This is a genomic window from Aeromicrobium panaciterrae (assembly GCF_039537165.1).
Lineage (GTDB): Bacteria > Actinomycetota > Actinomycetes > Propionibacteriales > Nocardioidaceae > Aeromicrobium > Aeromicrobium panaciterrae.
Genome location: NZ_BAAAZZ010000002.1, coordinates 2533337 through 2557040, shown reverse-complemented (window position 1 = coordinate 2557040; position 23704 = coordinate 2533337). Strand labels below are relative to the sequence as shown.

General features: G+C 66.1%; 22 protein-coding genes. 8 read left to right on the top strand and 14 right to left on the bottom strand.

Going from position 1 to position 23704, the window contains the following annotated elements; translation table 11 throughout:
- Positions 1-16 precede the first annotated feature (16 nt).
- From ABD683_RS13425 to ABD683_RS13410, 4 genes are all read right to left on the bottom strand, one after another.
- Entirely contained in the window at positions 17-1117 is a 1101-nt protein-coding gene (locus ABD683_RS13425; RefSeq protein WP_344770459.1) for a lamin tail domain-containing protein, read from the bottom strand.
- 17 nt (positions 1118-1134) lie between these two features.
- The gene (locus ABD683_RS13420; RefSeq protein ID WP_344770458.1) at positions 1135-2826 is read right to left on the bottom strand and encodes a DEAD/DEAH box helicase; all 1692 of its coding nucleotides are present in this window, start codon (positions 2824-2826) and stop codon (positions 1135-1137) included.
- On the bottom strand, positions 2816-3034 hold the full coding sequence (locus ABD683_RS13415) for a DUF3039 domain-containing protein (protein ID WP_056215665.1): 219 nt from the start codon (positions 3032-3034) through the stop codon (positions 2816-2818). The genes ABD683_RS13420 and ABD683_RS13415 overlap by 11 nt, the downstream gene beginning before the upstream one ends.
- A 74-nt stretch (positions 3035-3108) precedes the next feature.
- A complete protein-coding gene (locus ABD683_RS13410) occupies positions 3109-3657 on the bottom strand; it encodes a YqgE/AlgH family protein (RefSeq protein ID WP_344770457.1) in 549 nt (182 codons plus the stop codon).
- Positions 3658-3674: 17 nt separating this feature from the next.
- Here ABD683_RS13410 and ABD683_RS13405 point away from each other — a divergent pair, with 17 nt between their 5' ends.
- The gene (locus ABD683_RS13405; RefSeq protein WP_344770456.1) at positions 3675-4445 is read left to right on the top strand and encodes a MerR family transcriptional regulator; all 771 of its coding nucleotides are present in this window, start codon (positions 3675-3677) and stop codon (positions 4443-4445) included.
- A 58-nt stretch (positions 4446-4503) separates the two neighbouring features.
- Here ABD683_RS13405 and ABD683_RS13400 read toward each other — a convergent pair whose 3' ends face one another.
- On the bottom strand, positions 4504-5016 hold the full coding sequence (locus ABD683_RS13400) for a hypothetical protein (RefSeq protein ID WP_344770455.1): 513 nt from the start codon (positions 5014-5016) through the stop codon (positions 4504-4506).
- A 141-nt stretch (positions 5017-5157) separates the two neighbouring features.
- Here ABD683_RS13400 and ABD683_RS13395 point away from each other — a divergent pair, with 141 nt between their 5' ends.
- A complete protein-coding gene (locus ABD683_RS13395; protein WP_344770454.1) occupies positions 5158-5838 on the top strand; it encodes a TetR/AcrR family transcriptional regulator in 681 nt (226 codons plus the stop codon).
- On the opposite strand, the gene ABD683_RS13390 is transcribed toward ABD683_RS13395, so the two are convergent.
- The 3 genes from ABD683_RS13390 to ABD683_RS13380 form a co-directional block, all read right to left on the bottom strand.
- On the bottom strand, positions 5825-6877 hold the full coding sequence (locus ABD683_RS13390; protein WP_344770453.1) for a DUF3048 domain-containing protein: 1053 nt from the start codon (positions 6875-6877) through the stop codon (positions 5825-5827). The genes ABD683_RS13395 and ABD683_RS13390 overlap by 14 nt on opposite strands.
- An 83-nt stretch (positions 6878-6960) precedes the next feature.
- The gene (locus ABD683_RS13385) at positions 6961-7692 is read right to left on the bottom strand and encodes a sunset domain-containing protein (RefSeq protein ID WP_344770452.1); all 732 of its coding nucleotides are present in this window, start codon (positions 7690-7692) and stop codon (positions 6961-6963) included.
- Positions 7693-7694: 2 nt separating this feature from the next.
- Complete coding sequence (locus tag ABD683_RS13380) at positions 7695-8714, bottom strand: OmpA family protein (RefSeq protein WP_344770451.1); 1020 nt, start codon at positions 8712-8714, stop codon at positions 7695-7697.
- A 113-nt stretch (positions 8715-8827) separates the two neighbouring features.
- On the opposite strand from ABD683_RS13380, the gene ABD683_RS13375 reads away from it, so the two are divergent.
- Both ABD683_RS13375 and ABD683_RS13370 read left to right on the top strand, forming a co-directional pair.
- A complete protein-coding gene (locus ABD683_RS13375; protein ID WP_344770450.1) occupies positions 8828-13330 on the top strand; it encodes an ATP-dependent helicase in 4503 nt (1500 codons plus the stop codon).
- The gene (locus tag ABD683_RS13370; protein ID WP_344770449.1) at positions 13327-14130 is read left to right on the top strand and encodes a DNA-formamidopyrimidine glycosylase family protein; all 804 of its coding nucleotides are present in this window, start codon (positions 13327-13329) and stop codon (positions 14128-14130) included. Before ABD683_RS13375 ends, ABD683_RS13370 begins: the two co-directional genes overlap by 4 nt.
- Here ABD683_RS13370 and ABD683_RS13365 read toward each other — a convergent pair.
- Positions 14127-15593 carry a flavin-containing monooxygenase gene (locus tag ABD683_RS13365; RefSeq protein WP_344770448.1) on the bottom strand — a complete coding sequence of 489 codons (1467 nt, stop codon included), beginning with the start codon at positions 15591-15593 and terminating at the stop codon, positions 14127-14129. The two genes, ABD683_RS13370 and ABD683_RS13365, sit on opposite strands and share 4 nt — an antisense overlap.
- A gap of 107 nt (positions 15594-15700) precedes the next feature.
- Between ABD683_RS13365 and ABD683_RS13360 the strand changes: the two genes are divergently transcribed.
- Positions 15701-16294, top strand: coding sequence for a vitamin K epoxide reductase family protein (locus tag ABD683_RS13360; protein WP_344770447.1), 594 nt, complete (start codon positions 15701-15703; stop codon positions 16292-16294).
- 22 nt (positions 16295-16316) lie between these two features.
- The gene (locus ABD683_RS13355) at positions 16317-17057 is read left to right on the top strand and encodes an SHOCT domain-containing protein (protein WP_344770446.1); all 741 of its coding nucleotides are present in this window, start codon (positions 16317-16319) and stop codon (positions 17055-17057) included.
- Here the strand turns inward: ABD683_RS13355 and ABD683_RS13350 are convergent.
- From ABD683_RS13350 to ABD683_RS13335, 4 genes are all read right to left on the bottom strand, one after another.
- Positions 17054-17341, bottom strand: coding sequence for a 4a-hydroxytetrahydrobiopterin dehydratase (locus tag ABD683_RS13350; protein ID WP_344770445.1), 288 nt, complete (start codon positions 17339-17341; stop codon positions 17054-17056). The two genes, ABD683_RS13355 and ABD683_RS13350, sit on opposite strands and share 4 nt — an antisense overlap.
- Before the next feature lie 163 nt (positions 17342-17504).
- Positions 17505-18962: a class I adenylate-forming enzyme family protein gene (locus tag ABD683_RS13345; protein WP_344770444.1), complete on the bottom strand. Its 1458-nt coding sequence runs from the start codon at positions 18960-18962 to the stop codon at positions 17505-17507.
- A 3-nt stretch (positions 18963-18965) separates the two neighbouring features.
- Positions 18966-19868 carry an alpha/beta hydrolase gene (locus ABD683_RS13340; RefSeq protein ID WP_344770443.1) on the bottom strand — a complete coding sequence of 301 codons (903 nt, stop codon included), beginning with the start codon at positions 19866-19868 and terminating at the stop codon, positions 18966-18968.
- Positions 19865-20854 carry an enoyl-CoA hydratase/isomerase family protein gene (locus tag ABD683_RS13335; RefSeq protein ID WP_344770442.1) on the bottom strand — a complete coding sequence of 330 codons (990 nt, stop codon included), beginning with the start codon at positions 20852-20854 and terminating at the stop codon, positions 19865-19867. The genes ABD683_RS13340 and ABD683_RS13335 overlap by 4 nt, the downstream gene beginning before the upstream one ends.
- A 125-nt stretch (positions 20855-20979) precedes the next feature.
- Here ABD683_RS13335 and ABD683_RS13330 point away from each other — a divergent pair, with 125 nt between their 5' ends.
- Positions 20980-21651 (top strand): TetR/AcrR family transcriptional regulator, encoded by a 672-nt coding sequence (locus ABD683_RS13330; protein WP_344770441.1) that lies wholly within the window; start codon positions 20980-20982, stop codon positions 21649-21651.
- Here the strand turns inward: ABD683_RS13330 and ABD683_RS13325 are convergent.
- Positions 21635-22516: an SDR family oxidoreductase gene (locus ABD683_RS13325; RefSeq protein WP_344770440.1), complete on the bottom strand. Its 882-nt coding sequence runs from the start codon at positions 22514-22516 to the stop codon at positions 21635-21637. The genes ABD683_RS13330 and ABD683_RS13325 overlap by 17 nt on opposite strands.
- 59 nt (positions 22517-22575) lie before the next feature.
- On the opposite strand from ABD683_RS13325, the gene ABD683_RS13320 reads away from it, so the two are divergent.
- A complete protein-coding gene (locus ABD683_RS13320) occupies positions 22576-23568 on the top strand; it encodes an NADP-dependent oxidoreductase (RefSeq protein ID WP_344770439.1) in 993 nt (330 codons plus the stop codon).
- Positions 23569-23704: the final 136 nt, after the last annotated feature.

The following is a 23704-nucleotide window of genomic DNA, read 5'->3' as shown; positions in this document are numbered from 1 at the left end:
GGCTTGCCCTTCTGCTTCAACAGCGTGCCTTTCCGGTGTCATTGCCCTTGTAGCGGCACGTGTCGGTGACCTTGCGCTTGCCGTCGATCAGCGTCGCAGTGTCACCGGAGTTGTTCCACACGTCACCCCAGGAGGCGTGCTGGATGGGGTTGCCGGCCTTGTCGAACCGGTTGGTGCCTGCAGACGACAAGATCGTGAGCGTACCTCCGCCGGGGATCACTGTCTTGGACATGCGGAACTGCCCGTAGCCCGCCGCATCGTGGACGACCCAGCCTTCAAGGGTCGCCGGGCCCTTGCCGTTGTTGCGCAGAACGATCCTCTCGGACTTGCCGCCGTAGACGATCTCCTCGATCGTGATGTCCTTGTTGGCGTTGCCGGTGCCGGCGGCGAACGGCAGCAACGTGATCTTGGCGCGGGTGATGGTCAGCTTGGAGTCGGGGCAGCCCTTCATGACCGCGTCGATCGCTTCCTTCTCACGCTTGTCGACCGTCATGTTCCAGCGGCCCTTCACGGCGATCCATGCGGCGATGTACTTGCACTGGTTGACCTTGGGCACGTACCACTGCGGATCGTCAGCGACCTTGGCGTAGTTGAGGTCGGTCGTGGTGGGTACGAGGGCTCGCAGCTCGCCGAGGTCGTTGGCGTACCTGATGCGAGTCGCGAGGTCCCACGTGTAGGCACCGGAGTCCCACGCCTCCGCGAGGGGCACGAGGTGGTCGATCTGCACCTCGAAGCTCTTGGTCCACGTCTTGTTGTCGTAGTAGGACAGCCATTTGCCCCGGAAGATCTTGCAACCCTTGCCGACCGGCACCTGCGACTCACGGGCGAGCACCTCCTGGCGGGTGTCACGGCAGTTGTTGTCGGCATCGATCCACCCTGTGCCGAAGAACGCCCGGAGATACTTCTGTCGGTCCTCCGGAACCACCGTGAGGAAGCTCGACCCCTGGTGGAACGACGTCACGGTCACGCCCGGCGGCGGCTTCGCCGGGGGCGCCGTGGTGGGTGCGGTCGAGTCGGTCGAAGACGGTTCTGAGGTCAAGAGATCCGGATTGGTCAACGCGATGTAGCCGGCCGCAACGATGACCACCAGCGTGATGAACAGCCGCAGGGATCGCATGGCCAAGAACGTATGACTCAGCCGGAGGCCTTGAGAGCCCACGCGCGCAACGCGTCGATGCGTTCTTGCAGCTGGGCCGCTGACGCTGCCGTGGCTGCGGGACCCCCGCACTCCTGACGGAGACGAGTGTGGGTGACACCGTGCGGCGTGCCGGTGCGGTGGTGCCAGGCGCCGACCAGGGAGTGCAGCTCCTTGCGCAGCGCTGCCCGCCGCTCGAACGCGACATCGGCGGCAGCCTGCGCGTTCTTGGGCGCGGCCTTGGCGCGCTTGCTGCGCGACGTGCGCAGCAGCTCGGCGACCTGGTCGTGGTCGAGGAGACCGGGGATGCCGAGGAAGTCGAGCTCACCGTCGTCGTCGGCCAGGTCGTCATAGCCGAACTCGCCGCCGTCGTAGACGAGGCGGTCGAACGAGGCATCACTGCCGAGCGCGCGATATTCACCGAGCTGGTCGGAGGCCGCCTCGGCCTGCTGCGCCTGCGCCATGAGCTCGGCCTCGGCGGCGAACAGGTCGGCCTCGTCCGCAATCGGTCGACCGATCACGTGGTCGCGCTGTGCCTCCAGGTCAGCCGCGAGCGCCAGCAGCGCCGGAACGCTGGGCACGAAGATCGACGCAGTCTCTCCGCGTCGGCGCGTACGGACGAATCGGCCGATCGCCTGGGCGAAATAGAGCGGGGTCGCGGTCGTCGTGGCATAGACGCCGACCGAGAGGCGCGGGATGTCGACGCCCTCGCTGACCATGCGGACGGCGACCATCCACGGCGTCATCCCGGCGGAGAAGTCGGCGATGCGCGCGCTCGAGCCGGCTTCGTCCGACAGCACGAGCGTCGGCTGGGTGCCAGTGAGCTCGGCCAGCACGGCGGCGTACTGGCGCGCGGTGTCCTGGTCACTGGCGATGACGAGTCCGCCGGCATCGGGTACGTCGCGACGCACCTCCATCAGCCGGGTGTGCGCCGCCTGCAGGACGGCCGGGATCCAGGAACCCTGCGGGTCGAGTGCCGTACGGAGTGCCTGCGCCGTCGCCGCACGATCGAGCGGCTCCCCCAGCCTGGCGGCCACCTCGTCGCCGGCGCGCGTGCGCCAGTGCATCTGACCCGAATAGGCCATGAACAGCACGGGGCGTACGACACCGTCGCGCAGTGCGTGCCCGTAGCCGTACGAGAAGTCGGCGACGCTCGAGACGGTCCCGTCGTCCGCAGGTGCGTAGGTGACGAACGGGATCGGGTTGTCGTCGGAGCGGAACGGCGTACCTGTCAGCGAGAGGCGGCGTACGGCTGGCTCACACGCCTCCTGGACGGCGTCACCCCAGGTCAGCGCGTCGGCGGCGTGGTGCACCTCGTCGAGGATGACCATCGTCGGCCGGTTGTCGATGCGCGTACGGAACCCGTTGGCGTTGACCGCCAGACCCGCGTACGTGACCGCGAAACCATCGAAGTCGTCGCCGAGGCGGCCGTGCCCGGTCACCGTGGGGTCGAGGGTGATGCCGATGCCGGACGCGGCGAGCGCCCACTGGGTCTTGAGGTGGTCGGTCGGCGTGACGATGACGACTCGTTCGACGATGCCCCGGGACATCAGGTCTGCGGCGATGGTCAGCGCGAACGTGGTCTTGCCCGCACCAGGCGTCGCCACCGTGAGGAAGTCACGGGGTTGCGTGCGCTGGTAGAGCTCGAGAGCGTCTCGCTGCCAGACCCGGAGGTGCTGGCTACGCGTCACCCGACGGGTCCCCCTCGTCGCCGTCGTTGAGGCTCTCCCAGATGTCCTTGCACTCGGGGCAGACCGGGAACCGCTCGGGATCGCGGCTGGGCACCCACACCTTGCCGCACAGCGCGACGACGGGGTGGCCCATGATCATGGCCTCGGTGAGCTCGTCCTTGGGGACGTAGTGGGAGAACTTCTCGTGGTCTCCCTCCTCCGTGCGCATGTCAGTGCGCTCGTCGACCACCGTCTCTGTACCACTTCGGAAGAAAGCCACGAATCCATCCTAAACAGTTCGGGCTAGTTGGCCGTGGGGTCGTCGGGGTATGTCGTGAGGAACCTCGAGTCGTTGTCCTGGCGTCGCAGGACTTCGCGCCAGAGCGTCTCGGGCTGCGGCGACACCAGGTCCTCGTCGCGGGCGTCGATGACGATCCACGAGCCCTCCTCGATCTCGTCCTCGAGCTGGCCGGGACCCCATCCGGCATAGCCAGCAAACACCCGCAGGCCCATGAACTCGCCGTGCGTCGGCAGCGGACCCTCGAGGTCGACCAGCCCGACCCGGCCGGCCATCTGCCGCCACCCGACGGGCGGTGCGATGTCGGCTATGACGCCGAGCGCCAGCGCCGAGTCCATCGCCACGGGACCCCCGTCGAACAGGCACACCGGCGCGTTGACCAGGTCCGCCCAGTCGGGCAGCACGTCGTCGACCTCGGAGTCGAGCGGGCGGTTGACGATCACCCCCAGCGCACCGTCGCCGTCGTGGTCGAGCAGGAACACCACGCTGCGCGAGAACGGGCCTGTGTGGATCGCGGGAGTCGCGACCAGAAGCCGTCCTCGCATCGAGTCCATGCCTCTATGATGCAGCCATGTCCACAGACACGTCGGCGGTCGAGGAATTCACCGTTGACGAGTTGGCTGCCCGGGCCCAGATGACGGTCCGCAACGTGCGGGCGTACGCGAGTCGAGGGCTCATTGCGGCGCCACGGCTCGAGGGCCGTACGGGCTACTACACGCTCGAGCACCTGCAACGATTGCAGCTGATTCGCCAGCTCATCGATCGGGGCTACACCCTCGCCGCGGTCGAGAAGGCGATCGCACGCACGCCCAAGGATGGCGCCCGTCACGCGCTCGACCTGATGAACATCCTTGAGCTCCCCCAGGACGACGGCGACGCCCAGGTGATGTCGCGCGACGACCTCGCCGCGCTGGCGGGTGTCCCCCGCGACGACAAGCTGATCGACTCGATGGAGCAGTTCGGACTCGTCGAGTGGGTCGACGGCAACCGCGACGTCGTACGCCTGCTGGAGCCGGTTGTGGTCCGTACGGGAGCAGCAGCTGTCGCCCTGGGACTCGCGCCCGAGACGGTCATCGGACTGTTCCCGATCATCCAGTCGCGGCTGCGCGAGATCGCCGACGCCTTCGTCAACGAGGTGTCAGCCGAGATCGTCCGCCCGTTCGTCGAGGCGGGACTGCCCGAGGACGAGTGGCCACATCTCCTCCACACGATCGAGAACCTCGTACCGATCGCCAGCCAGATCACGCTCGGCATCTTCCGCGGTCAGTTCCGCGAGGCGATCGACACCGAGATCGGCGAACAGCTCACCGTGCTCAGCAAGAAGTCGTCAAGACAGAGATAACCCCGCCCGGCGCCGAGGGGAGGGAGATGGCGCCAGGGCAGGGTGATCGCTGACCCGGTCAGGCAGCGCGGCTGCGCAGCTTGCTGAGGAGGGACCCGCTGGGTGCGGACTCAGCCTCGACGGGCTCGGCGTACACGACCGACTCACGAGCGGAGTCCTGCAGTCGCTTGCCGTGACCGCTGAGGTCCGGGTGGTTCCAGGGCACTCCGGCCGACGCGGCGAGAAGCGTGTGCTCCTTCACGAAGGCCTTGCCGAGTGCGGGGTTGTCGATCTGGGCGTCCAGCAGGGCTCGCGCGCCGGGCATGTCGCTGGCGGCGTTGACCCAGGCGCTGACGGCCATGATCTCGGGGGTGTCGACACCTTCGCTGAGCTGACGATCCAGCTGGCCACTGAGGCGCTGGAACCAGTTCATCTGGATGTCGAACAGGAGCTCGGTCTCGTTCGCGTAGGCCTCGCGGCCTCCGTCGACCGTGTCGAGCAGTTCAGTGATGGAGAGCTCGCGGCGCTTGTCAGCGATGGCGAGGATCTCGCGAAGTACTTCCTTGCGACGGTTGTAAGCATTCCAGGTCATGGGGTGCTCCTTTCGTCTACCGTCGGATCGAGAGTTCCATACTCTCGGTACGTACCCTCAGTATGTTCGATACCGGGACAAAATACAAACCCTCGGTATGTGATCCGAGGCACATGACGGCCGGGGTCATAGACTGGCCAGATGCCGCACTCGACAAAAGTGGTCCACAAGACCCTTCGCGCCGCCCGCAAGACGACGCGACGTCAGGACTACTCCTCCAGCACCAAGCGTGCGCTGCTCGACAACGCCACCAAGCTGTTCACCGACCACGGCTACGCCGGGACGTCACTCGACGAGGTCGTCGCAGCAGCCCGGGTGACCAAGGGCGCGTTCTACCACCACTTCCCCAGCAAGCTGGCGCTGTTCGAGGCGGTGTTCGACCGGGTCCAGAGCAGCACGACCTCGCAGGTCGAGAAGGCCATCAGCGCTTCCAAGGACCCGTGGGAGCGTGCACAGCTGGGCCTCGAGAAGTTCCTCGAGGTCTGCCGCGAGCCGCAGTTCCGACGCATCTGCATCCAGGAGGGCCCCGTCGCCCTGGGCCACGAGCGGTGGCAGGAGGCCGAGAAGGCCTCGACGCTCGGCATCGTGCAGCGTACGGTCGACGCCCTCCTCGAAGACCTCGGTGGCGGCGAAGAGCTCAACGAGGCGTTCGGCATGATCTTCTACGGGTCGATCAAGTCAGCCTCGGAGTACGTCGCCGATGCTGAGGACCCGAGCGCGGCCAGTGAAGAGGTCCAGGCGGCGATCGGCGCGATCCTCGCCGGGATGCGACTGCTCCCGACGCTCGACCTGCCGACCGCTCCCGCGGCTAACGAAGCTTGACGGTTCCGTTGCCCTGAGGCGTCAGCTCTACGAACACATGGCCCGGGTCGATCGTGATCGGCTGGCCATCGGCGCCGGTGAACGAGATGGTCGAAGACAGATCGGGCTTGGACCAGGTCGCCTCGGTGACCTGGTTGCCCTTGAAGATCATCGCGCGACCGGTGCCCTTGACCACGGTCTCCGGCACCGGGTTGTTGGCGACGTCGGTGTAACCCGCATCGACGATCTTGGCGAACATCACGATCATGGTGTCGGCGCCGAAGTCGCTCGCGGCCGGCGCATGGCTGTTGGTGCGGACCCACTTGCCGCCCTTGAAAGCCCACTCCGTACGGGTGCCGGGCGAGAAGCGTACGGTCGCGCCGGTCGCGGTCTTGGGTGCCACCGTGGGCGTCGGCGTTGCCGAGTCGCTCGGTGCCGGCTCGGTCGGCTTCTTCTTGGCGTTCGTCGGCGTCCAGGTGAAGTAGGGGCCGACGATCGTGGTCGGCTTGGCCTTGCGCGCCACCGTCTGCAGGTTGATCAGCCGGTTGTAGGGGCGCGACTTGGACGGGTCGCTGCTGAAGCCGGGAGCGCCGTGGTCCTCGGAGAAGATCGTGGTGCCGGCCTTCTTGACCTCCTTGTAGGTCTTGTTGGCTCCACCGGAGGCGATGACCTGTCCCCCGACGGGAGCGGCCAGCCCGATGTCGGTCGTACGCATCGAGCGCACGTGCCCGACCTTGGTCGGCAGGTTGCTGTAGTAGAACGCCGCGAGTCTCGTGAGCCCGCCCTCGACGAGCTCCTCGACCACCATGTCAGCCTTGTTGAGACCGATCTGCGGCTCGCCGCCGTAGGTGTTCTCGATCTTGACGATGAACACCGGGTTGGCGGGACGCCCCTCGGGCATCGCCACGCCGGTCAGCGGCGAGATCTCGACGATCTTCTCCGCGGTGGCCTTGTCAGGGTCTGGAGTGGCCTTGGGGTCACTGCCGGAGCAGCCGGCCAGCGCCAGCGTGGCTGCGGTGGCCAGGAGCGCGAGGCGCACGGATGTCTTCGAAACAGGCATTGCCTCAGCATGCCTCATGGGAGAAGCAGAACCGCGCATCACCCACGGTGGGTGATGCGCGGTTCTGGTGAACTTTGGATGACTCAGGCGTTGCGCGGCTTGCGGAAGCCGGCTGCGACCGCTGCGGCCTCCGTCTTGAACCAGGTCTCCGCGATGGTCCGCCCGTAGGACGGGCTGTCGGGCGCGTGATAGATCATCGAGTCCTCGTTGCCCTTGATCGTGTATTCGGCCGACGGGGCGCGGCCACCCGACAGCGGCTTGGCCGATCCCGGGAACCTTCCCGGAGCCACAGCCTTCTTGGCCGGCGCCTTCTTGGCGGGCGCCTTCTTGGCAGCCGTCTTGGCCGGAGCCTTCTTGGCTGCAGCCTTCGCCGGAGCCTTCTTGGCCGGCGCCTTCTTGGTGCCGCCTCCCGTACCGGGTGCCGTGAAGCCGGCCGCGCGGGCGTCGGCCTCGGTCTTGAACCAGACCTCGGCGATCGTCCGACCGTACGACGGGCTGTCGGGCGTGTGGAAGTACATCGAGTCGGCATTGCCCTTGATCGTGTATTCGGGCGAAGGCGCCTTGCCGCCTGCGAGCGGCTTCGCCGACCTGGCAAAGCCGGCCGACTCGACCGTGCCCGCACCGCTCAGGGCTGCCGCCTTGGCGGGCGGCGGCGTGACGGCCTCGGCCTTCGCGGGTGCTGCGGTGGCGGATTGCCTCGCCTCGCCGTGCTCACGCTGGCACTTCAGCTGGCGAAGGAACCAGCCGAGAAGTCCACCGAGAAGCGCGGCGAGAAGGAGCCAGACGATGATCTCTCCGATGGTGTAACCCGACATGCTCAGTTCCCCTTCACGATGAAGTCGACGCGACGGTACTGCTCTGCGAATGCGTCGGCGCCGGTCTCTGGATCAGATCCGTAGCTCTTGGTTGAAAGACGGTCGGCATCGATGCCGGCCGCCACGAGATAGTCCTTGACCGAAGCAACTCGTTCGTCGCTCAGGATCTTGCCGCGAGCCGGATCGGTCGGGCCGGCGTGGCCACCGATCTCGAGCTCAAGCCCCGGAACCCGCTTGAGGATGTCGACCACCGTGAGCAGCGCCGCCTCATTGCTCCCGACGGCGTCGCCCTCGGTGTCCAATGTGGACGAGCCCCGGGCGAAGTAGACCGTTGCGGCCTTCAGGTCAGCGGCTTGCTGGGCGCTGACCACGGCCGCGCCGACCTTGAGGTTGTTGTCGAGGCTCAACGATCCGAGAGACGGCTCGACCAGGTCGGCCACCGCATCGATCTGTCCCTGGCTTGGCAGCGAGCCACCAACCGAGAGCGAGTCTCCGTCGACGCTGAGCGAGAGGTCATTGACGCCTTCGACGCTGGAGATGACCTTGGGCAACGTGGTGAGCCAGTCGGCCGTACCGACCTGCCGATCGACCTTGAGGTCACCCGTCACCTTGCCGAGCGACCCGACGGCAGCCTTGATCTGGGCGGCGACCTCGGCGTTGGGAACCACGCCCGAGATGTTGACGCCGTCGGCGTCGGTCGAGATCGAGAAGGTCGGCGGCGGGGGCAGCTTCGTGGTGCGGCTGGAATCGACCTTGGCCCAGCGGACGCCCTTGACACCTTCGACGATCTTCTCGGCCCGGGCGAGCTCTTGGGGCGTGCCGTTGCTGAGCTTGGCTTCGCGTCCGTCGAAGTCGACCTTGACGTTGGCGAGTCCTCCGTCGACAAGCGCCTTGTAGGCCTTGGGAGTGAGATCGTCTCGGGCCGAGTTGGATCCGACGATGGAACCGACGCCGATCACTGCCGCCAGCGCGAGCCCAGTCAGTCCCGCGAGCTGCTTGGTCCTGGTCTGCGGTGTTGTCACTTCACCATCCCCTGGTGTGAAGCTCGGCAGCGCCGAGTGCGAGACCACCCTAGCGACGCAGGTCAGCCAGCGCTACGACGCTCCATGTCGGATGTCGCTGAGACAATGGTGAAATGCCCGGCACGCCCACCACGTTCGCCCCGGCGACGCGCGAATGGTTCGACAGCTCATTTGCTGCGCCCACGCCGGCGCAGGTCGGCGCGTGGGACGGCATCGGCGGCAACGACCACGTCCTCGTCGTGGCACCCACCGGTTCGGGCAAGACCCTCGCCGCATTCCTCACCGCGATCGACCGGCTGATGAAGCCCGGAGACCAGTCCGGCACGCGGGTTGTCTACATCTCTCCGCTCAAGGCGCTGGCAGTCGACGTCGAACGCAACCTCCGGTCGCCTCTCGTCGGCATCACCCACGCTGCGGCCCGACGCGGTGACGAGTTCCGCGAGGTGTCGGTCGGGCTGCGCTCCGGCGACACTCCCGCACGCGATCGGCGAGCGCTGGTCACGCGGCCGCCCGACATCCTCATCACGACCCCCGAGTCGCTGTTCCTCATGCTCACCTCGGCGGCACGCGAGACGTTGCGCGGTGTCGAGACCGTCATCGTCGACGAGATCCACGCCGTGGCCGGCACCAAGCGAGGGGCACATCTCGCGGTGTCGCTCGAGCGCCTCGACAAGCTGCTCGACAAACCGGCTCAGCGCATCGGCCTGAGCGCCACGGTGCGGCCCCATGAAGAGGTCGCCCGGTTCCTCGGCGGAGTCGCTCCCGTACGCATCGTCGCCCCCGAGTCGACCAAGACTCTCGACCTCCAGGTGACCGTGCCGGTCGACGACATGACCGACCTGCCGGCATCGCCGTCAGCGGGCGACGACCCCGATGCTCCTCGCGGCAGCATCTGGCCACACGTCGAGCATTCGATCGTCGAGCGGGTGCTTCAGCACCAGTCGACGATCGTGTTCGTCAATTCCCGTGGCCTCGCCGAACGTCTGACGGCGCGGCTCAACGAGACCTATGCGGCGCTGCTCGGCGTCGACCTCGGCTCCGATGCCAAGCGACAACCCGCACAGCTGATGGGCGGCAGCGCACAGACCACAGGCGCCGAAGCGGTCCTGGCGCGGGCGCACCACGGATCGGTGAGCAAGGAGCAGCGCGCCCTGATCGAGGACGACCTCAAGGGCGGCCGGCTGCGCTGCGTCGTCGCGACCTCCAGCCTGGAGCTCGGCATCGACATGGGAGCGGTCGACCTCGTCATCCAGGTGTCGACACCGCCGTCCGTGGCGAGCGGCCTGCAGCGCGTCGGTCGCGCGGGGCACCAGGTGGGCGAGGTGTCACGCGGGGTCGTCTACCCGACGTCGCGCCACGACCTCCTCGCCGCGGCAGTCACCACGTCACGGATGGCCGATGGGCTCATCGAGCGCCTCGACATACCGTCCAACCCCCTCGACATCCTCGCCCAGCAGACGGTTGCCGCCACGGCTCTCGACGCGCTCGACGTCGAGGAGTGGTTCGACGTCGTACGCCGCAGCGCACCGTTCGCGACGCTGCCCCGCACGGCATACGACGCGACCCTCGACCTGCTGTCCGGCCGCTATCCGACCGACGAGTTCGCCGAGCTGCGACCGCGGCTCGTCTGGGACCGCGAGGCAGGCACCATCACGGGACGACCGGGTGCCCAGCGACTCGCCGTGACGAGCGGCGGCACGATTCCCGACCGCGGCATGTTCTCGGTGACGCTTGCGGCCGGCACGGAAGAGACGGGCTCACGCAAGGTCGGCGAGCTCGACGAGGAGATGGTCTACGAGTCCCGCATCAACGACGTGTTCGCACTCGGTGCGACCAGCTGGCGCATCCAGGAGATCACCCACGACCGCGTCGTCGTCACCCCCGCCTTCGGACAGCCCGCACGTCTGCCGTTCTGGAAGGGAGACAGCGTCGGGCGGCCCTACGAGCTGGGAGAGGCGATCGGCGGGTTCGTCCGCGAGATGTCGAGGTTGACGCCCAGGCAGCTCGCCTCGCGGTCGACCGAGGTCGGCCTCGGCAAGGAGGCCAGCGACAACCTCATCGCCTACCTCCATGACCAGCGCCAGGCCACGGGGCACATCCCGTCCGACCACAACCTCGTCCTCGAGCGGTTCCGTGACGAGCTCGGCGACTGGAGGGTCGTGCTCCATTCGCCCTACGGCCGCCGCGTGCACGCGCCCTGGGCGCTGGCTGTCGGCGCGCGCATCGTGGAGCGCTATGGCATCGACGGATCGGTCGTGGCCAGTGACGACGGCATCGTCGCCCGCATACCCGACACCGAGCTCGAGCCACCCGGTGGCGAGCTGTTCGTGTTCGACGCCGACGAGCTCGACAAGATCGTCACCGAGGAGGTCGGCAGCTCGGCGCTGTTTGCCTCCCGCTTCCGCGAGTGCGCCGCGCGAGCCCTGCTGCTGCCCCGGCGCAACCCCGGATCGCGTGCACCCCTGTGGCAGCAGCGACAGCGCTCGGCGCAGCTGCTCGACGTCGCCCGCAACTACCCCGAGTTCCCGATCCTGCTCGAGACCGCTCGCGAGTGCCTGCAGGACGTCTATGACCTGCCCGCTCTCACAGCACTCGTACGCCGCATCGACTCGCGGGAGATCTCGATCCTCGAGGTCACGACCGACAAGGCGTCGCCGTTCGCGCAGACGCTGCTCTATGGCTACGTCGCGGCGTTCCTCTACGAGGGAGACACCCCGCTCGCCGAACGGCGCGCGTCCGCGCTGACCCTCGACCCGACGCTGCTGGCCGAGCTGCTGGGCCGCGCTGAGCTCCGCGAGCTGCTCGATCCGGAGGTCATCGAGCGCACCGAGCGCGAGCTGCAACGCCTGGCACCCGATCGGCGGGCCAAGGATCTCGAAGGCATCGCCGACCTGCTCCGCATGCTGGGCCCCCTCTCAGTCACCGAGATCGCCCAGAGGCTCGAGCCCGAGGTTGCCGTTCATGCCGAGTCGTGGCTCATACAGCTGCGAGATGCTCGTCGCGCCGTAGCGGTCGTGATTGCTGGCGACGAACGCTGGGCAGTCGTCGAGGATGCTGGCCGGTTGCGCGACGCCCTGGGTGTATCCCTGCCCTTGGGCATCGCCGAGGCCCTGCTGACACCGGTTGCCGATCCGCTCGCCGATCTTGTCTCCCGCTTCGCCCGCACGCACGGGCCGTTCACCACCGACGAGGTGGCGTCACGCTTCGGGATCGGCCGCGCGATCGCCCTGCAGGTCCTGCGGCGACTCGCCCGCGACGGCCGTCTGACGGAGGGTGAGTTCCGGCCCCAGGCCACCGGCACCGAATGGATCGAGCCCGGCATCCTGCGCCGCATACGGTCTCGCTCGCTCGCGGCGGCACGCCAGCAGGTCGAGCCGGTCGATCCGGCGACGTTCGCCCGGTTCCTGCCGGCATGGCAAGGAGTCGGCTCGTCGCTGCGGGGTGCCGAAGGCGTCCTGTCAGCTGTCGACCAGCTCGCCGGTCTCGCGCTTCCGGCCTCGGCCTGGGAGTCGCTGGTGCTGCCGGCCCGCGTACGCGACTACTCCCCCACGATGCTCGACGAGCTGACCTCGGCCGGCGAGGTGATCTGGTCCGGTGCCGGCTCGTTGCCCGGCAACGACGGCTGGGTCCAGCTCTCGCCGGCAGATCTCGTCCTCCCGTCGACCGCGCCGCCGCTCGACCCTGCACCGCTGCACACCGCGATCGTCGAGGCACTGGAGGGCGGAGGCGCGTTCCTGTTCCGCCAGCTCACCGACCTGCTCGACGCCGACGACGACCGGGAGACCGCCGACGCGCTCTGGGAACTCGTCTGGTCCGGCCGGGTCAGCAACGACACCTTCGCACCGATGCGCACCCTGGTCGGTCGTGGCGGAGCGCACCGTACGACTCGGCCTGCCCCGCGGGGTCGCATCCACGGTCGCCGGCTCGCTCCGCGGGTCGCCCTGCAGGGTCCGCCGACCGTGAGCGGTCGCTGGTTCGCCCTCCCCCACGCCCCGGCCGACTCGACCGCGCTGCAGCTGGCCCGTACGGAGACGCTGCTCGGCCGCTACGGCGTCGTCACCCGCGGGTCCGTGATGGCCGAGGGAACGCCCGGTGGCTTCGCCGGTGTCTATCGCGTGCTCCGTGAGCTGGAGCAGACCGGCTCGTGCCTGCGCGGCTACTACATCGACACGCTCGGGGCGGCCCAGTTCGCCGCACCTTCGACGATCGACCGGATGCGCACCCATGTCTCCGATGACGACGCGGTGACCGATGCCGCGGCCGTGACCCTGGCTGCCACTGATCCGGCCAACCCGTTCGGTGCGGCCCTGCCCTGGCCCGCGCGTACGACCGATTCCAGGCATCGCCCGGCCCGCAAGGCCGGATCGCTCGTCGTCATGCACGACGGTCGCCTCGTGCTCTATCTCGAACGCGGCGGCAAGAAGGCCCTCGTGTTCGACGAGTCACGACTGGATCCCGCCGCAGAGTCGTTGGCGGCGACCGTACGCGAACGTCGCATCCACCGGCTCACGGTGGAGACGGTCGACGGCGAGTCGATCGCCGACACCCCGCTGGGAGAGGCGCTTCGTACGGCCGGGTTCGAGCGCACTCCCAAGGGCCTCCGACTCGATGCGTGACCTCTGCGGCCGGTGGGCCGATGCCTGAGGGTGACACCGCCTGGCGCACTGCCCGGCTGCTGCACGACACGCTGGCCGGACGCGAGCTGACCGTGAGCGACTTCCGGGTGCCTGCGTTCGCGACGCTCGACCTCACTGGCCAAACCGTCGACGAAGCCGTGAGCCGCGGCAAGCACCTGCTGATCCGCGTCGGCAGCCACTCGATCCACACGCACCTCAAGATGGAGGGCGCGTGGCACGTCTACGGGCTCGACGAGCGCTGGCGCCGACCTGCCCACACGGCACGCGTCGTGCTGTCGACACCCGAGCGGCAGGCGGTCGGCTTCTCGCTCGGCATCACCGAGGTGCTCGATCGACAGGCCGAGGCGGAGGCACTCGCCTACCTCGGGCCTGACCTGCTCGGTGCCGACTGGAACCTCGACGAGGCCGTACGCCGTGTCACCGCCGATCCGTCGATCCCCGTCTTCGTGGCTCTGCACGACCAGCGCAACCTTGCCGGATTCGGCAACGAGTACGTCAACGAGATCTGCTTCCTCAACGGCGTGCTGCCGACCCGTCCCGTCGGTGGGCTCACGGACCCACGACACCTGATCTCGCGTGGTCGGACGATGATCCTGGCCAACCGCGAGCGGGCCATCCGTACGTTCACGGGCATCGCCCGCAAGGGTCACAACGAGTGGGTGTTCGGGCGCGCCGGCCAACCTTGCCGTCGATGCGGCACGACGATCCTGCGAGGCGAGCTCGGAGACGCACCTACCCGCATGCGCAACACCTTCTGGTGCCCGAGCTGCCAGACCTAGGACGCGAGCGAGGCCACAGCCGCCTTGCCGAAGACCATGGCCTGCTCGAGATCGGTCTTCTTCATGTCGCGGGAGTCCTGGAACCAGTTCTGCCGGATCGTCCACGGGGACGACGTGCCCTGCTGCGGGAGCTCGTTGACGACGCGCTGCACATACCCCGATGTGAGGTCGAGGATCGGACGCGGCGCCTCGCCGGCGCCCCTGGGATCAGGCATGCCGTAGTCGACGCCTTTCTTGTCCAGCAGGTTGATCAGGCGGCAGACGTACTGCGACGACAAATCAGCGCGCAGCGTCCACGAGGCGTTGGTGTAGCCGACGCACCAGGCGAAGTTGGGCAGGCCGCTGAACATCAGACCCTTGTAGACATACAGCTCGTGCGGGTCGATGTCCTTGCCGTCGACGCTGAGCTTGAGCTGTCCGAACGCCACAACCTGCAGGCCGGTGGCCGTGACGACGATGTCGGCGTCGAGGCGCTTGCCCGACTCCAGTTGGATGCCGTTGGCGTCGAACGTCTTGATGTGGTCGGTGACCATCGAGGCCTTGCCGCGGCGGATCGTGCGGAACAGGTCACCATTCGGCACGATGCACAGGCGCTGGTCCCACGGATCGTAGACCGGGGTGAAGTGCGGGTCGAGGTCGTAGCCCTTGGGGAGCTTGCGCTTCGCGAGGCGGGTGAGCAGCTTGCGCGATGCCTTGGGGAAGCGCTGGCAGAACTGGTATATGCCGACGGAGAAGAAGGCGTTCTTGCGGCGGATCGCCCGGTGCGCGAAGCCATCAGGCAGGACCTTGCGCATGATGTCGGCGATCTTGTCCTCCTGCGGCAGCGCCATGACGTACGACGGCGAGCGCTGGAGCATCGTGATGTGCTTGACGTCGTCGGCCATCGACGGGACCAGGGTCACGGCGGTGGCGCCGCTCCCGATCACGACGACCTCCTTGCCGGCGTAGTCGAGGTCCTCGGGCCAGAACTGTGGGTGGATGACCTGGCCCTTGAACGAGTCGAGCCCGGGGAACTCCGGCGTGTAGCCCTTGTCGTACGAGTAGTAGCCGCTGCAGAGGTAGACGAACGACGCCGTCTGCGTGACGGTCTTGCCGTTGGCGGTCGACGTCACGGTCCACCTCGCGTCGTCGGTCGACCAGGCGGCCGACGTGACCCGGTGCCCGAACTGGATGTGCTTCTCGATGCCGTAGTCGTCGGCGGCCTCGCGGATGTACGTACGGATGTCGTCACCGTCGGCGATCGACTTGGGGTTCTTCCACGGGCGGAACGGCCAGCTCAGCGTGTACATGTCGGAGTCGGAGCGGATGCCCGGGTAGCGGAACAGGTCCCACGTACCACCGATCGCGTCGCGCGACTCGAGGATCGCGTACGTCTTGCCGGGGCACTCGGTCTGCAGGCGATAGGCCGCGCCAATGCCCGAGAGCCCAGCTCCCACGATGATGACATCCACGTGATCCGTCATGATTCTCCTCGTTCGCATACCCTCGGTATGCGAACACTAGCCCAGATCCATCGCTCGGTCACGAGTCTGCGGTGATCGGCTTGCTGACGCGCCCTAGGATCGTGGCTATGACTGAGCAGACCGTCGACACCGTCACCGAGCCGACCTATCCCCCGCGGTGGCTCCTCCTGTTGGGTGGCGCAATCGGTCTCGTCGCCTCGATCGTCCTGACGATCGACAAGGCACGCCTGTCAGACGATCCGACCAAGACGTTCAGCTGCGACATCAACGCTTTCGTCAGCTGCGCCGGTGTGATGGCTTCTGACCAGGCCTCGGCGTTCGGCTTCCCCAACTCCTACATCGGCATCGCAGGGTTCGCCGGGGTCACGCTGATCGGCCTTGCCCTGCTCCTCGGGGTCCGGGTCCCGTCGTTCGTGAAGGCCGGCCTGTGGCTGGGCACGCTGTTCGGCATCGGCCTGGTGACCTGGCTGCAGTTCCAGAGCATCTACGAGATCGGCAAGCTCTGCCCCTACTGCATGGTCGTGTGGGCCGTGATGATCCCACTGTTCGTGCTGGTCACGGCATGGATACTGCGCGAGTTCCATCCCACGAGCAGCTTGACCCGGTTCTTCACCGACTGGACCGTGCTGATCATCGGCCTCTGGTACGTCGCGGTCGCCGCCGCGATCTGGTTCGAGTTCGGATCACGCCTCTGGGCCTGAGCCGCTGGGCCACAATGTTTCCATGAAACTTGCAGCCCTCGGTGCCATCACCGTCGCCATCGGCCTCGTCCTCGGCGAGTCCGGACTCATCGTCATCGGAGCCCTGTGGGTGCTCCTCGGTCCCGCCATGCGGCGGTACGGCCTGAAGCTCGCGTCGTTGAAGGACGCCAACGGCAAGCCGACCGTCGACGCGCGGACGTTCTCGTACGGCACCCTGCTGTGGCTCGCACTGGGTGTCCCCTCGCTGCTGGTCGGCCTGTTCACGTGGGGCATCTCCGCCGAGCACGACGGGTGGCGCTGGCTGCCGATCGTCGTCGGCGGCTTCGCACTGGTGATCGGCGGTGTGGGCGGTGTGCTCTACGCCCTGGGCTCCGCCGTCGAGGCGAAGGCAGGGACCCCGGCGACGGTTCCGGCGACCATCCGGATCAGGTCAGCCAAGGAGACCGGCACGTTCATCAACGAACGTCCCCGCTTGAAGCTGGAGCTCACCGTCGAACCGGAGTCCGGATCCCCGTACGAAGTCACCAAGCTGGCGACCGTCCCGTTCACCGCTCTCGGCTCGGTCAAGGCCGGCGGCGGCTTCAAGGCGCTCGTGGTCGGACCGGAAGAACCGACCACGATGGAGATCCACTGGGACCAGCCGGCCGACGGCTCGGGTGACGCCTCCGCCCGGCTCGAGGAGCTCGATCGTCTGCACCAGGCAGGCAAGGTCACCGACGAGGAGTACGCCGCCCAGCGGCAGCGCATCCTCGGCTCGATCTAGCTCGCGGCAGCGACCCGATCCAGAACCGTTGCCAGGCGAGTGTCACGGTCGGTGACGCCGCCGGCGTCATGGCTGCTGAGCCGTACGTCGACGCGGTTGTAGACGTTGGTCCACTCCGGGTGGTGATCCATCTCCTCGATCGGGCCCGCTGCACGGTTGATGAAGTCCAGCGCCGTCCGGAAGTCGGCGAACTCGTACGTCTTGGTGATCGCGTCACCGTCGGCTGACCACCCTGGCAGGCTCGCAAGCGCAGCGGTGATCTCGTCATCCGTGAAAGTGCTCATGTCCCCGACGGTACGTGACGTGAGAGAAGTCGCCACTGATCAGAGCGGTGGGTCCGCCGGCGGCGATGCGTGCCGGGTGGGCCTCGCCGAGCCCGTCCGCAAGATCTTCTACAACATCACGATCACCTCGCTTTCTTACATGGGACATCCCAGCGCGCCAGACCTAGGAGCCAACGAGCACAGCATGCAGTGACTTCTTGTCGAGCTTTCCGACTGCGTTCTTCGGGAGCGCTTCGAGCACGTGAATCGCCGTGGGCCGCTTGTAGCCACTCAGCGACTCCTTGCACCGCCTATTCAGCTCGGCGATGTCGACCGCCGTTCCTGGACGTGGTTGGACGAAGGCGACTACAACCTCGCCCCAAGTCTCGTCGGAAACTCCGATCACGGCCGCCTCAAGGACTGTCGAATCAGCGGCCAAGACATCTTCGATCTCCTTGGGGTAGATGTTCTCGCCGCCCCGGATGATCATTTCCTTGGAGCGACCGACCAAGGTCAGATAGCCATCGGTGTCGAAATATCCGACATCGCCGGTGTGAAGCCATCCGTCAACGAGCACGTCAGCTGTCTCCTCGGGACGGCCAAGATAGCCCCGCATGACGTTGGGACCTCGCACGACAACCTCTCCTGTTTCGCCATCGGCCACACAGCTGCCATCAGCACCACGGATCTGAAGTTCCTGCCCCGGAAACGGCAACCCAACCGTGCCAGCTTTGCGGGGCCCGGCGAGCGGATTGATCGTCGAGCCGCAGGTCGCCTCCGACAACCCGTAGCCCTCGACCAGCGGGAATCCGTACCTGGCTTCAAACCTGGTGAGCAATTCCTCCGAAGCGGGAGCTGCGCCGCATACGGCGTAGCGGACCGAAGAGGTATCTGGCCGTACCGCGTCGGGGAGAGCGGCGAGCATCGAGTAGATCGTTGGAACGGCGCTGAAGAACGTCGGACGGTGTTCCTCAAGCGTGCCGAAGAACGTCTCGGGGTTGAAACGCTCTGCGATCACGACGCTGGCGTCAGCCCGCAACGTCGTGAGGACGCTGAGCACAATTCCGTTGACATGGAACAGCGGCAGGATCAGGAGGCACCGATCGTCTGACGTCACCTCGAGAGCCCTGCTACCCATCTCCGTCATCGAGTCGAGATTGGCGTGGTCGAGCATGACGCCCTTGGGTGTGCCCGTCGTGCCAGATGTGTAGATCAGCAGTGCAAGCGCAGCAGCATCGGCGTGCGGGGCACCATCGGGGACCGAGTCGCCTTGCCCGAGCCTGCCCACTTCTAGTCGTGGGACCGTTCCGATCGCAGGCATGCCGTCCTCGACCACCATCAGGCGTGCACGCGAATCGTCAAGCTGCCGCGCAACTTCCAGGTCGGTCAAAGCTGGATTGACTGGTGTGATGGTTGCACCGATACGCCATGCCGCAAACAGCAAGATCACGAACTCGACGCGGTTGGTGAGCTTCAGCGCCACGACATCACCGACGGTGATGCCCAGACCGCTGAGCTGACTTGCGGCCATCTGGACGTGGACGAAGAAGTCCCCATTCGTGAGGGTTCGCCTGCTGTCCGCCAGGGCCGGGTCATCGGGGTGAGTCGCGGCCCGCCGATCCGGGAGGGTCGAAAAGGTCATGACTCAGCCCTTCAGATGACGGATCAGGAACTCCAGCTGATCGGCGACTGCCGTTTCGAACGCCTCACCGAGGTAGATGTCGAAGTGTCCAAAGTCGTAGGACTTGATTTCGCCCTTCGGTGCCGTTCGCGCGTACTCGAGTGTCTGTTTTGGAGGCGCGACTGAGTCGTGGTCACAGACACAGAAGAGGATCGGCAAGGCGACCTTCTTGGCGGAGCGTCCCGGACGGTAGGCCGTGATGGTCGGCACCACGCGAGCAGCGACCTCGTTGATCAAAGTGCCGCCTTTCGGCACCAGTGCGAAATACCCCGACTTGGCGTCCGGGGCAGTCATCAGCGCCTTGTCACCAGGATCGCCGGCCAGGGCGATCCGAACGGGTTCACCTCGGCGGACTCCGGCGAACAGGTCTCGCGCCACGATCGGCAACATTCCCATCGACCGTCGAGGACCGATCACCCGGGCAGCGGCGATGCCATCGGTGAACGGGCACTGTGAAACAGCGGCCGCAAGCTCAGGATGGCGGGCCGCAACGGTGATGGCGTGTCCACCTCCGAAGGAACTGCCCCAAACGGCGATCTTGGAGGTGTCCACATCCGCGCGGGTCTTCACATGAGCGATCGCCGCATCCCAGTCCGCGAGCTGTCGCTTGATGGAGAGCAACTGGCGTGGCTCGCCACTTGAGTCGCCGAAATGGCGGTACGTGAAGGCGAGAGATGCGATACCCGCCGCCGCAAACCGCTCGGCGAAAGCGTCGAGGCGCATGTCTCGAGTTGCTCCGAGCCCGTGACCCAAAATGACAATTGGTGGGGCTTCGACGCCATCGGGCAGGTACAGCCATGCAGCGCACGTGTCTTTGCCTGACGCGAACGACACGTTGTGGCGGGTGAACGTGTGAAGGTTGCTCATTTCCCGTCCCCCGCTCCAACAGCGTCGACTTTGCCCACTCCACGCGTCGTGCCGGACTCCAAGATTTCCTTGTAGCCACCCGGGAGGTAGAACGGCAATTCGCCGGCCTCCTCGGTGTTGGCCATGTAGTCGAGCATCAATTCTTGGCCAATCGTGGACAGCGCGGTGGTGAGGAACTCTGTGCTTTCGACATGGAGCCCGTCGGTCAGTGACATCGAGCCACCGAAGTAGACCGCGCGCTTGATCGATGCCCGTGACTCCTTCGCCCGCGAGCCAAAATGCTCGCCGAGTTCAATCGCGCGAGACAGCACCTGATCAGGAGCAACGACGTCGTCGACTGCGCCGTTCGCCAATGCCTCGGCTGGCGTAAACGGCTTGCCCTCGAGAATGGCGACGAGCGAACGATGCGTGCCGACCAGTCGGGTCAACCGCTGGGTGCCACCACCGCCCGGCATGATTCCCAGCAAGACTTCGGGTTGGCCGATAAAGATGTCATCACGGTCAGCCATGACTCGCAGGTCGTTGGCCCAGCTGAACTCGGCACCCAAACCCAGAGCCGAACCATTGAGCGCCGCGATGAAGATGACCCCGCTGCGATTCATCTTCAGGAATGTTCGGTGAAGTCGCTCCAGTTGCACGGCGGGCCACAGTGGCGTTCTTCCAAGCAGGGGCTTCATACCTCCCGTGCGGGTGACGCCCTTGGCGGTACGCGAGAGTGCCGACGCGCCTTTGCGGCCAACCGATGGCACCTTGGCGCCGCCTTCTTGTAGCCAGCGAACTTCGGCATGGCTGACAAACCGGTCCGGATGGGTGCCGGTGAAAACGATGGCATGGATATCTGGGTCAGCGTCGGCCCGATCAACCAATGCGTCCAGCTGCTCGGCGATCTGATTGCCGAACAAGCCGAGGGGGCCGCCGTCGATACGCGCGACCAGCACGGACCCGTGATTCTCGACGTCGAGATTGCCTCTGACTTCTGCTGCCATGACTGAATCCTTGGTGGGTGGAGTGTGCTAGCGTCGCTAGAATAACGAGGTTATCTCCAAAGGGCAACCGTTCTTTTTCGATGGCGATGCGTGACCAGGACACGACCGATGCAAATATGAGACCCATGTCGGAGGAACCGATGCCGAGCGGCATTCCAGAGCGCTTGATCCAAGCGACCATCAGCCTGCTGGCCTCCGAGGGCCCCTCTGCCATCAAGGCCCGCACGGTCGCAGCGGAGGCGGGCATGTCGACGATGGTCGTCTACAGCCATTTCGGGGGCATTCCAGAACTCCTTCGCGCCACCGTTGACTACGGCTTCGACGAGATGCGGCGGAGCTTCGAGCAGGCTGAGATCACCGACGACCCGATCGCCGACCTCTTTGGTATGGCTCTCGTGGCTCGCGCCATGGCGCGAGCCAACCCTCACCTGTATGACGCCATGTTCGGACTGTCCAACCGCGCCACCTACAGGCCAACTCGCGGGAAGTCTGAAGTCCTGAGCGGCCACTCCCCAGCGTTTCAGTCGGCGTACGCGCACGTCACCGGTGCATGCGAACGGGTCGCCGCCTCGGGCCGAGTTTCTGACATCGATCCGGTGGCAGTGGCCGCAGCACTGTGGAGTTTCGTCCATGGATACATCACCTTGGAACTGGCCAACCACTTCACCGACTTCAACGACCCCGTGAAAGAAGTCCTCCTCCCGATGGGCGTGACATTCTGCGTCGGGCTCGGAGATGAGCGCGCATCCGCCTTGGCCTCCCACGAGATGGCGCTCAACCTTAGTCTCGCGCGTTGATGCTGGGCGCCACTTGATCATTGCGGCCAAGTTCGGCAATCTCACGCTCAAGCGTAGGCACCCACTTCGCAGCGAAGCGCCGTGACCAAAGCCATGCCGCAGGGGAGCCCAGAAGGGACTTGCCCCAACCTGCAGCGCCCACGGCGCGCGGCACGTACACCCTGGAGCGTCGGCGGATGAGCCCACTCACGATCGCCTCGGCTGCCTGGTCGACTCGAGTCGTGACCTTGCCCGGGTAGGGGAGATCTTTGCGCATGGCTGGGAACGATGGCAGATCCGCTTCGGCACCCTTGACCAGGTCGGTCTCGATCCAGGATGGGTGAACCAAGCCAACGGTGATGCCCAGATGGGCGACTTCTTGGCGATAGGCAAGTGCAAGCATCTCGACACCAGCTTTGCTCGACGAGTATGAGGACATCGCCGGCAGCGCAAGGAATGACAGCGCAGACGCGATGACGACCGCGTGCCCCTTGCTTCGTTCGAGATGGGGCGTCGCGTACTTGAGAGTACGAAAGGTGCCATTCAGATTGATGTCGATGACGCGCTCGAAAACCGCTTCATCCGCATGGCGCACCGTTCCATACGACACGATTCCTGCGTTGGCGACGATCACATCGATACCCCCGAGGGTCGCCGCACACCCGTCGATCGCGGCTCGGAGTGAGTCGACCTCGCGTACGTCGGCTTCCTGCCAGGTCGCCATCGGACCCAGATCACCGGCCAGTGCTGCAAGGCGTTCGGGCTCCAGTCCAATGACACCGACCGACGCCCCGCGTGCGGCCGCCTGACGAGCTACTTGCTCGCCGATGCCGCGAGCCGCACCCGTGATGACAAGTCGCTTTCCGGCCAAGCTCTGATTCACCATCCGGCGAGAATAACTTGGTTATAGTAGAGTTGCAACACGACCAATGAAAGAAGGAAGACATGAAGGCGTTCATCGTGAGCAAGTACGGCGAGGACACGCTGAAGGCCGCCGAAGTTCCACGTCCCGTGACCGGGTCTCAAGACGTATTGGTGGCAATCCGGGCGGCCAGCATCAACCCTCTGGACAAGATGGTGCGCAACGGGGAATTCAAGCAGCTCCTCAAATACAAGCGCCCCTTCGTGCTGGGCCATGACGTTTCTGGCGTCATCACCGAGGTCGGCGCCGACGTCCAGAACTTCAAGGTCGGGGACGAGGTCTACTCGCGCCCGCGCGATCTTCGCATTGGAACCTTCGCCGAATTCATTGCGATCCACGAAGACGACGTCGCGCTCAAGCCGAGCACCCTGTCGTTTGAGGAAGCCGCGGCAGTTCCACTCGTGGCTCTGGCTGCATGGCAGACCTTGGTCGAACTTGCCCAGCTCCAGCCGGGACAAAAGATCTTGGTCCACGCTGGTGCAGGTGGCCTCGGCTCGACGGTGGTCCAGCTTGCCAAGCACCTGGGCGCCTATGTCGCAACCACGGCGCACACGACTGAGGTGGATCGAGCCTACGATCTGGGTGCCGACGAGGTCATTGACTTCACCAGCAAGGACTTCTCGGACGTCATCGCCGGATATGACGTCGTACTCGACTCGCTCGGCGGAGCCAATCTCGAGAAGTCCCTCACTGTTCTCAAGCGTGGCGGTCTGGCAATCAGCGTCGTTGGCCCGCCAGACGCGTCGTTCGCAAAGCAGCTCGGCCAGCCAATCTTGGCACCGGTCATGGGACTACTGAGTCGCAAGATCCGCCGCAAGGCCAAAAGCCTCGGAGTACGTTACTCGTTCTTTTTCATGAGAGCCGACGGCAAGCAGTTGGCCGACATCGCCACACTGTATGAGTCCGGCGCTCTTCGGCCGGTGCTTGATCGAACGTTCGATTTCGACGAGACCGTCGAGGCAATGACCTACGTAGAGCAGGGCAATGCCAAGGGCAAAGTCGTGGTCACGCACTGACCGAGGTCACGACGTTGCGTTGGTGGGGCCCGACTCGATTCACCCTGCTTGTTTCACGAGCACGACGAAGGACCTCCGCCCTGTGGACGGAGGTCCTGTTTCGTCGTGGAGCTGCCGGGATCCCTCGCGCAGCAAC

Bases quoted from the DNA above. Each gene is read 5' to 3' on its own strand.
- ABD683_RS13410 (WP_344770457.1), bottom strand. From the start codon at position 3,657: ATGGACTCGATGCGAGGACGGCTTCTGGTCGCGACTCCCGCGATCCAC.
- ABD683_RS13400 (WP_344770455.1), bottom strand. From the start codon at position 5,016: ATGACCTGGAATGCTTACAACCGTCGCAAGGAAGTACTTCGCGAGATC.
- ABD683_RS13350 (WP_344770445.1), bottom strand. From the start codon at position 17,341: ATGAGCACTTTCACGGATGACGAGATCACCGCTGCGCTTGCGAGCCTG.
- ABD683_RS13395 (WP_344770454.1), top strand. From the start codon at position 5,158: ATGCCGCACTCGACAAAAGTGGTCCACAAGACCCTTCGCGCCGCCCGC.
- ABD683_RS13405 (WP_344770456.1), top strand. From the start codon at position 3,675: ATGTCCACAGACACGTCGGCGGTCGAGGAATTCACCGTTGACGAGTTG.
- ABD683_RS13345 (WP_344770444.1), bottom strand. From the start codon at position 18,962: ATGACCTTTTCGACCCTCCCGGATCGGCGGGCCGCGACTCACCCCGAT.
- ABD683_RS13415 (WP_056215665.1), bottom strand. From the start codon at position 3,034: ATGCGCACGGAGGAGGGAGACCACGAGAAGTTCTCCCACTACGTCCCC.
- ABD683_RS13335 (WP_344770442.1), bottom strand. From the start codon at position 20,854: ATGGCAGCAGAAGTCAGAGGCAATCTCGACGTCGAGAATCACGGGTCC.
- ABD683_RS13330 (WP_344770441.1), top strand. From the start codon at position 20,980: ATGTCGGAGGAACCGATGCCGAGCGGCATTCCAGAGCGCTTGATCCAA.
- ABD683_RS13320 (WP_344770439.1), top strand. From the start codon at position 22,576: ATGAAGGCGTTCATCGTGAGCAAGTACGGCGAGGACACGCTGAAGGCC.
- ABD683_RS13355 (WP_344770446.1), top strand. From the start codon at position 16,317: ATGAAACTTGCAGCCCTCGGTGCCATCACCGTCGCCATCGGCCTCGTC.
- ABD683_RS13325 (WP_344770440.1), bottom strand. From the start codon at position 22,516: ATGGTGAATCAGAGCTTGGCCGGAAAGCGACTTGTCATCACGGGTGCG.
- ABD683_RS13365 (WP_344770448.1), bottom strand. From the start codon at position 15,593: ATGACGGATCACGTGGATGTCATCATCGTGGGAGCTGGGCTCTCGGGC.
- ABD683_RS13375 (WP_344770450.1), top strand. From the start codon at position 8,828: ATGCCCGGCACGCCCACCACGTTCGCCCCGGCGACGCGCGAATGGTTC.
- ABD683_RS13385 (WP_344770452.1), bottom strand. From the start codon at position 7,692: ATGTCGGGTTACACCATCGGAGAGATCATCGTCTGGCTCCTTCTCGCC.
- ABD683_RS13390 (WP_344770453.1), bottom strand. From the start codon at position 6,877: ATGCCTGTTTCGAAGACATCCGTGCGCCTCGCGCTCCTGGCCACCGCA.
- ABD683_RS13360 (WP_344770447.1), top strand. From the start codon at position 15,701: ATGACTGAGCAGACCGTCGACACCGTCACCGAGCCGACCTATCCCCCG.
- ABD683_RS13425 (WP_344770459.1), bottom strand. From the start codon at position 1,117: ATGCGATCCCTGCGGCTGTTCATCACGCTGGTGGTCATCGTTGCGGCC.
- ABD683_RS13340 (WP_344770443.1), bottom strand. From the start codon at position 19,868: ATGAGCAACCTTCACACGTTCACCCGCCACAACGTGTCGTTCGCGTCA.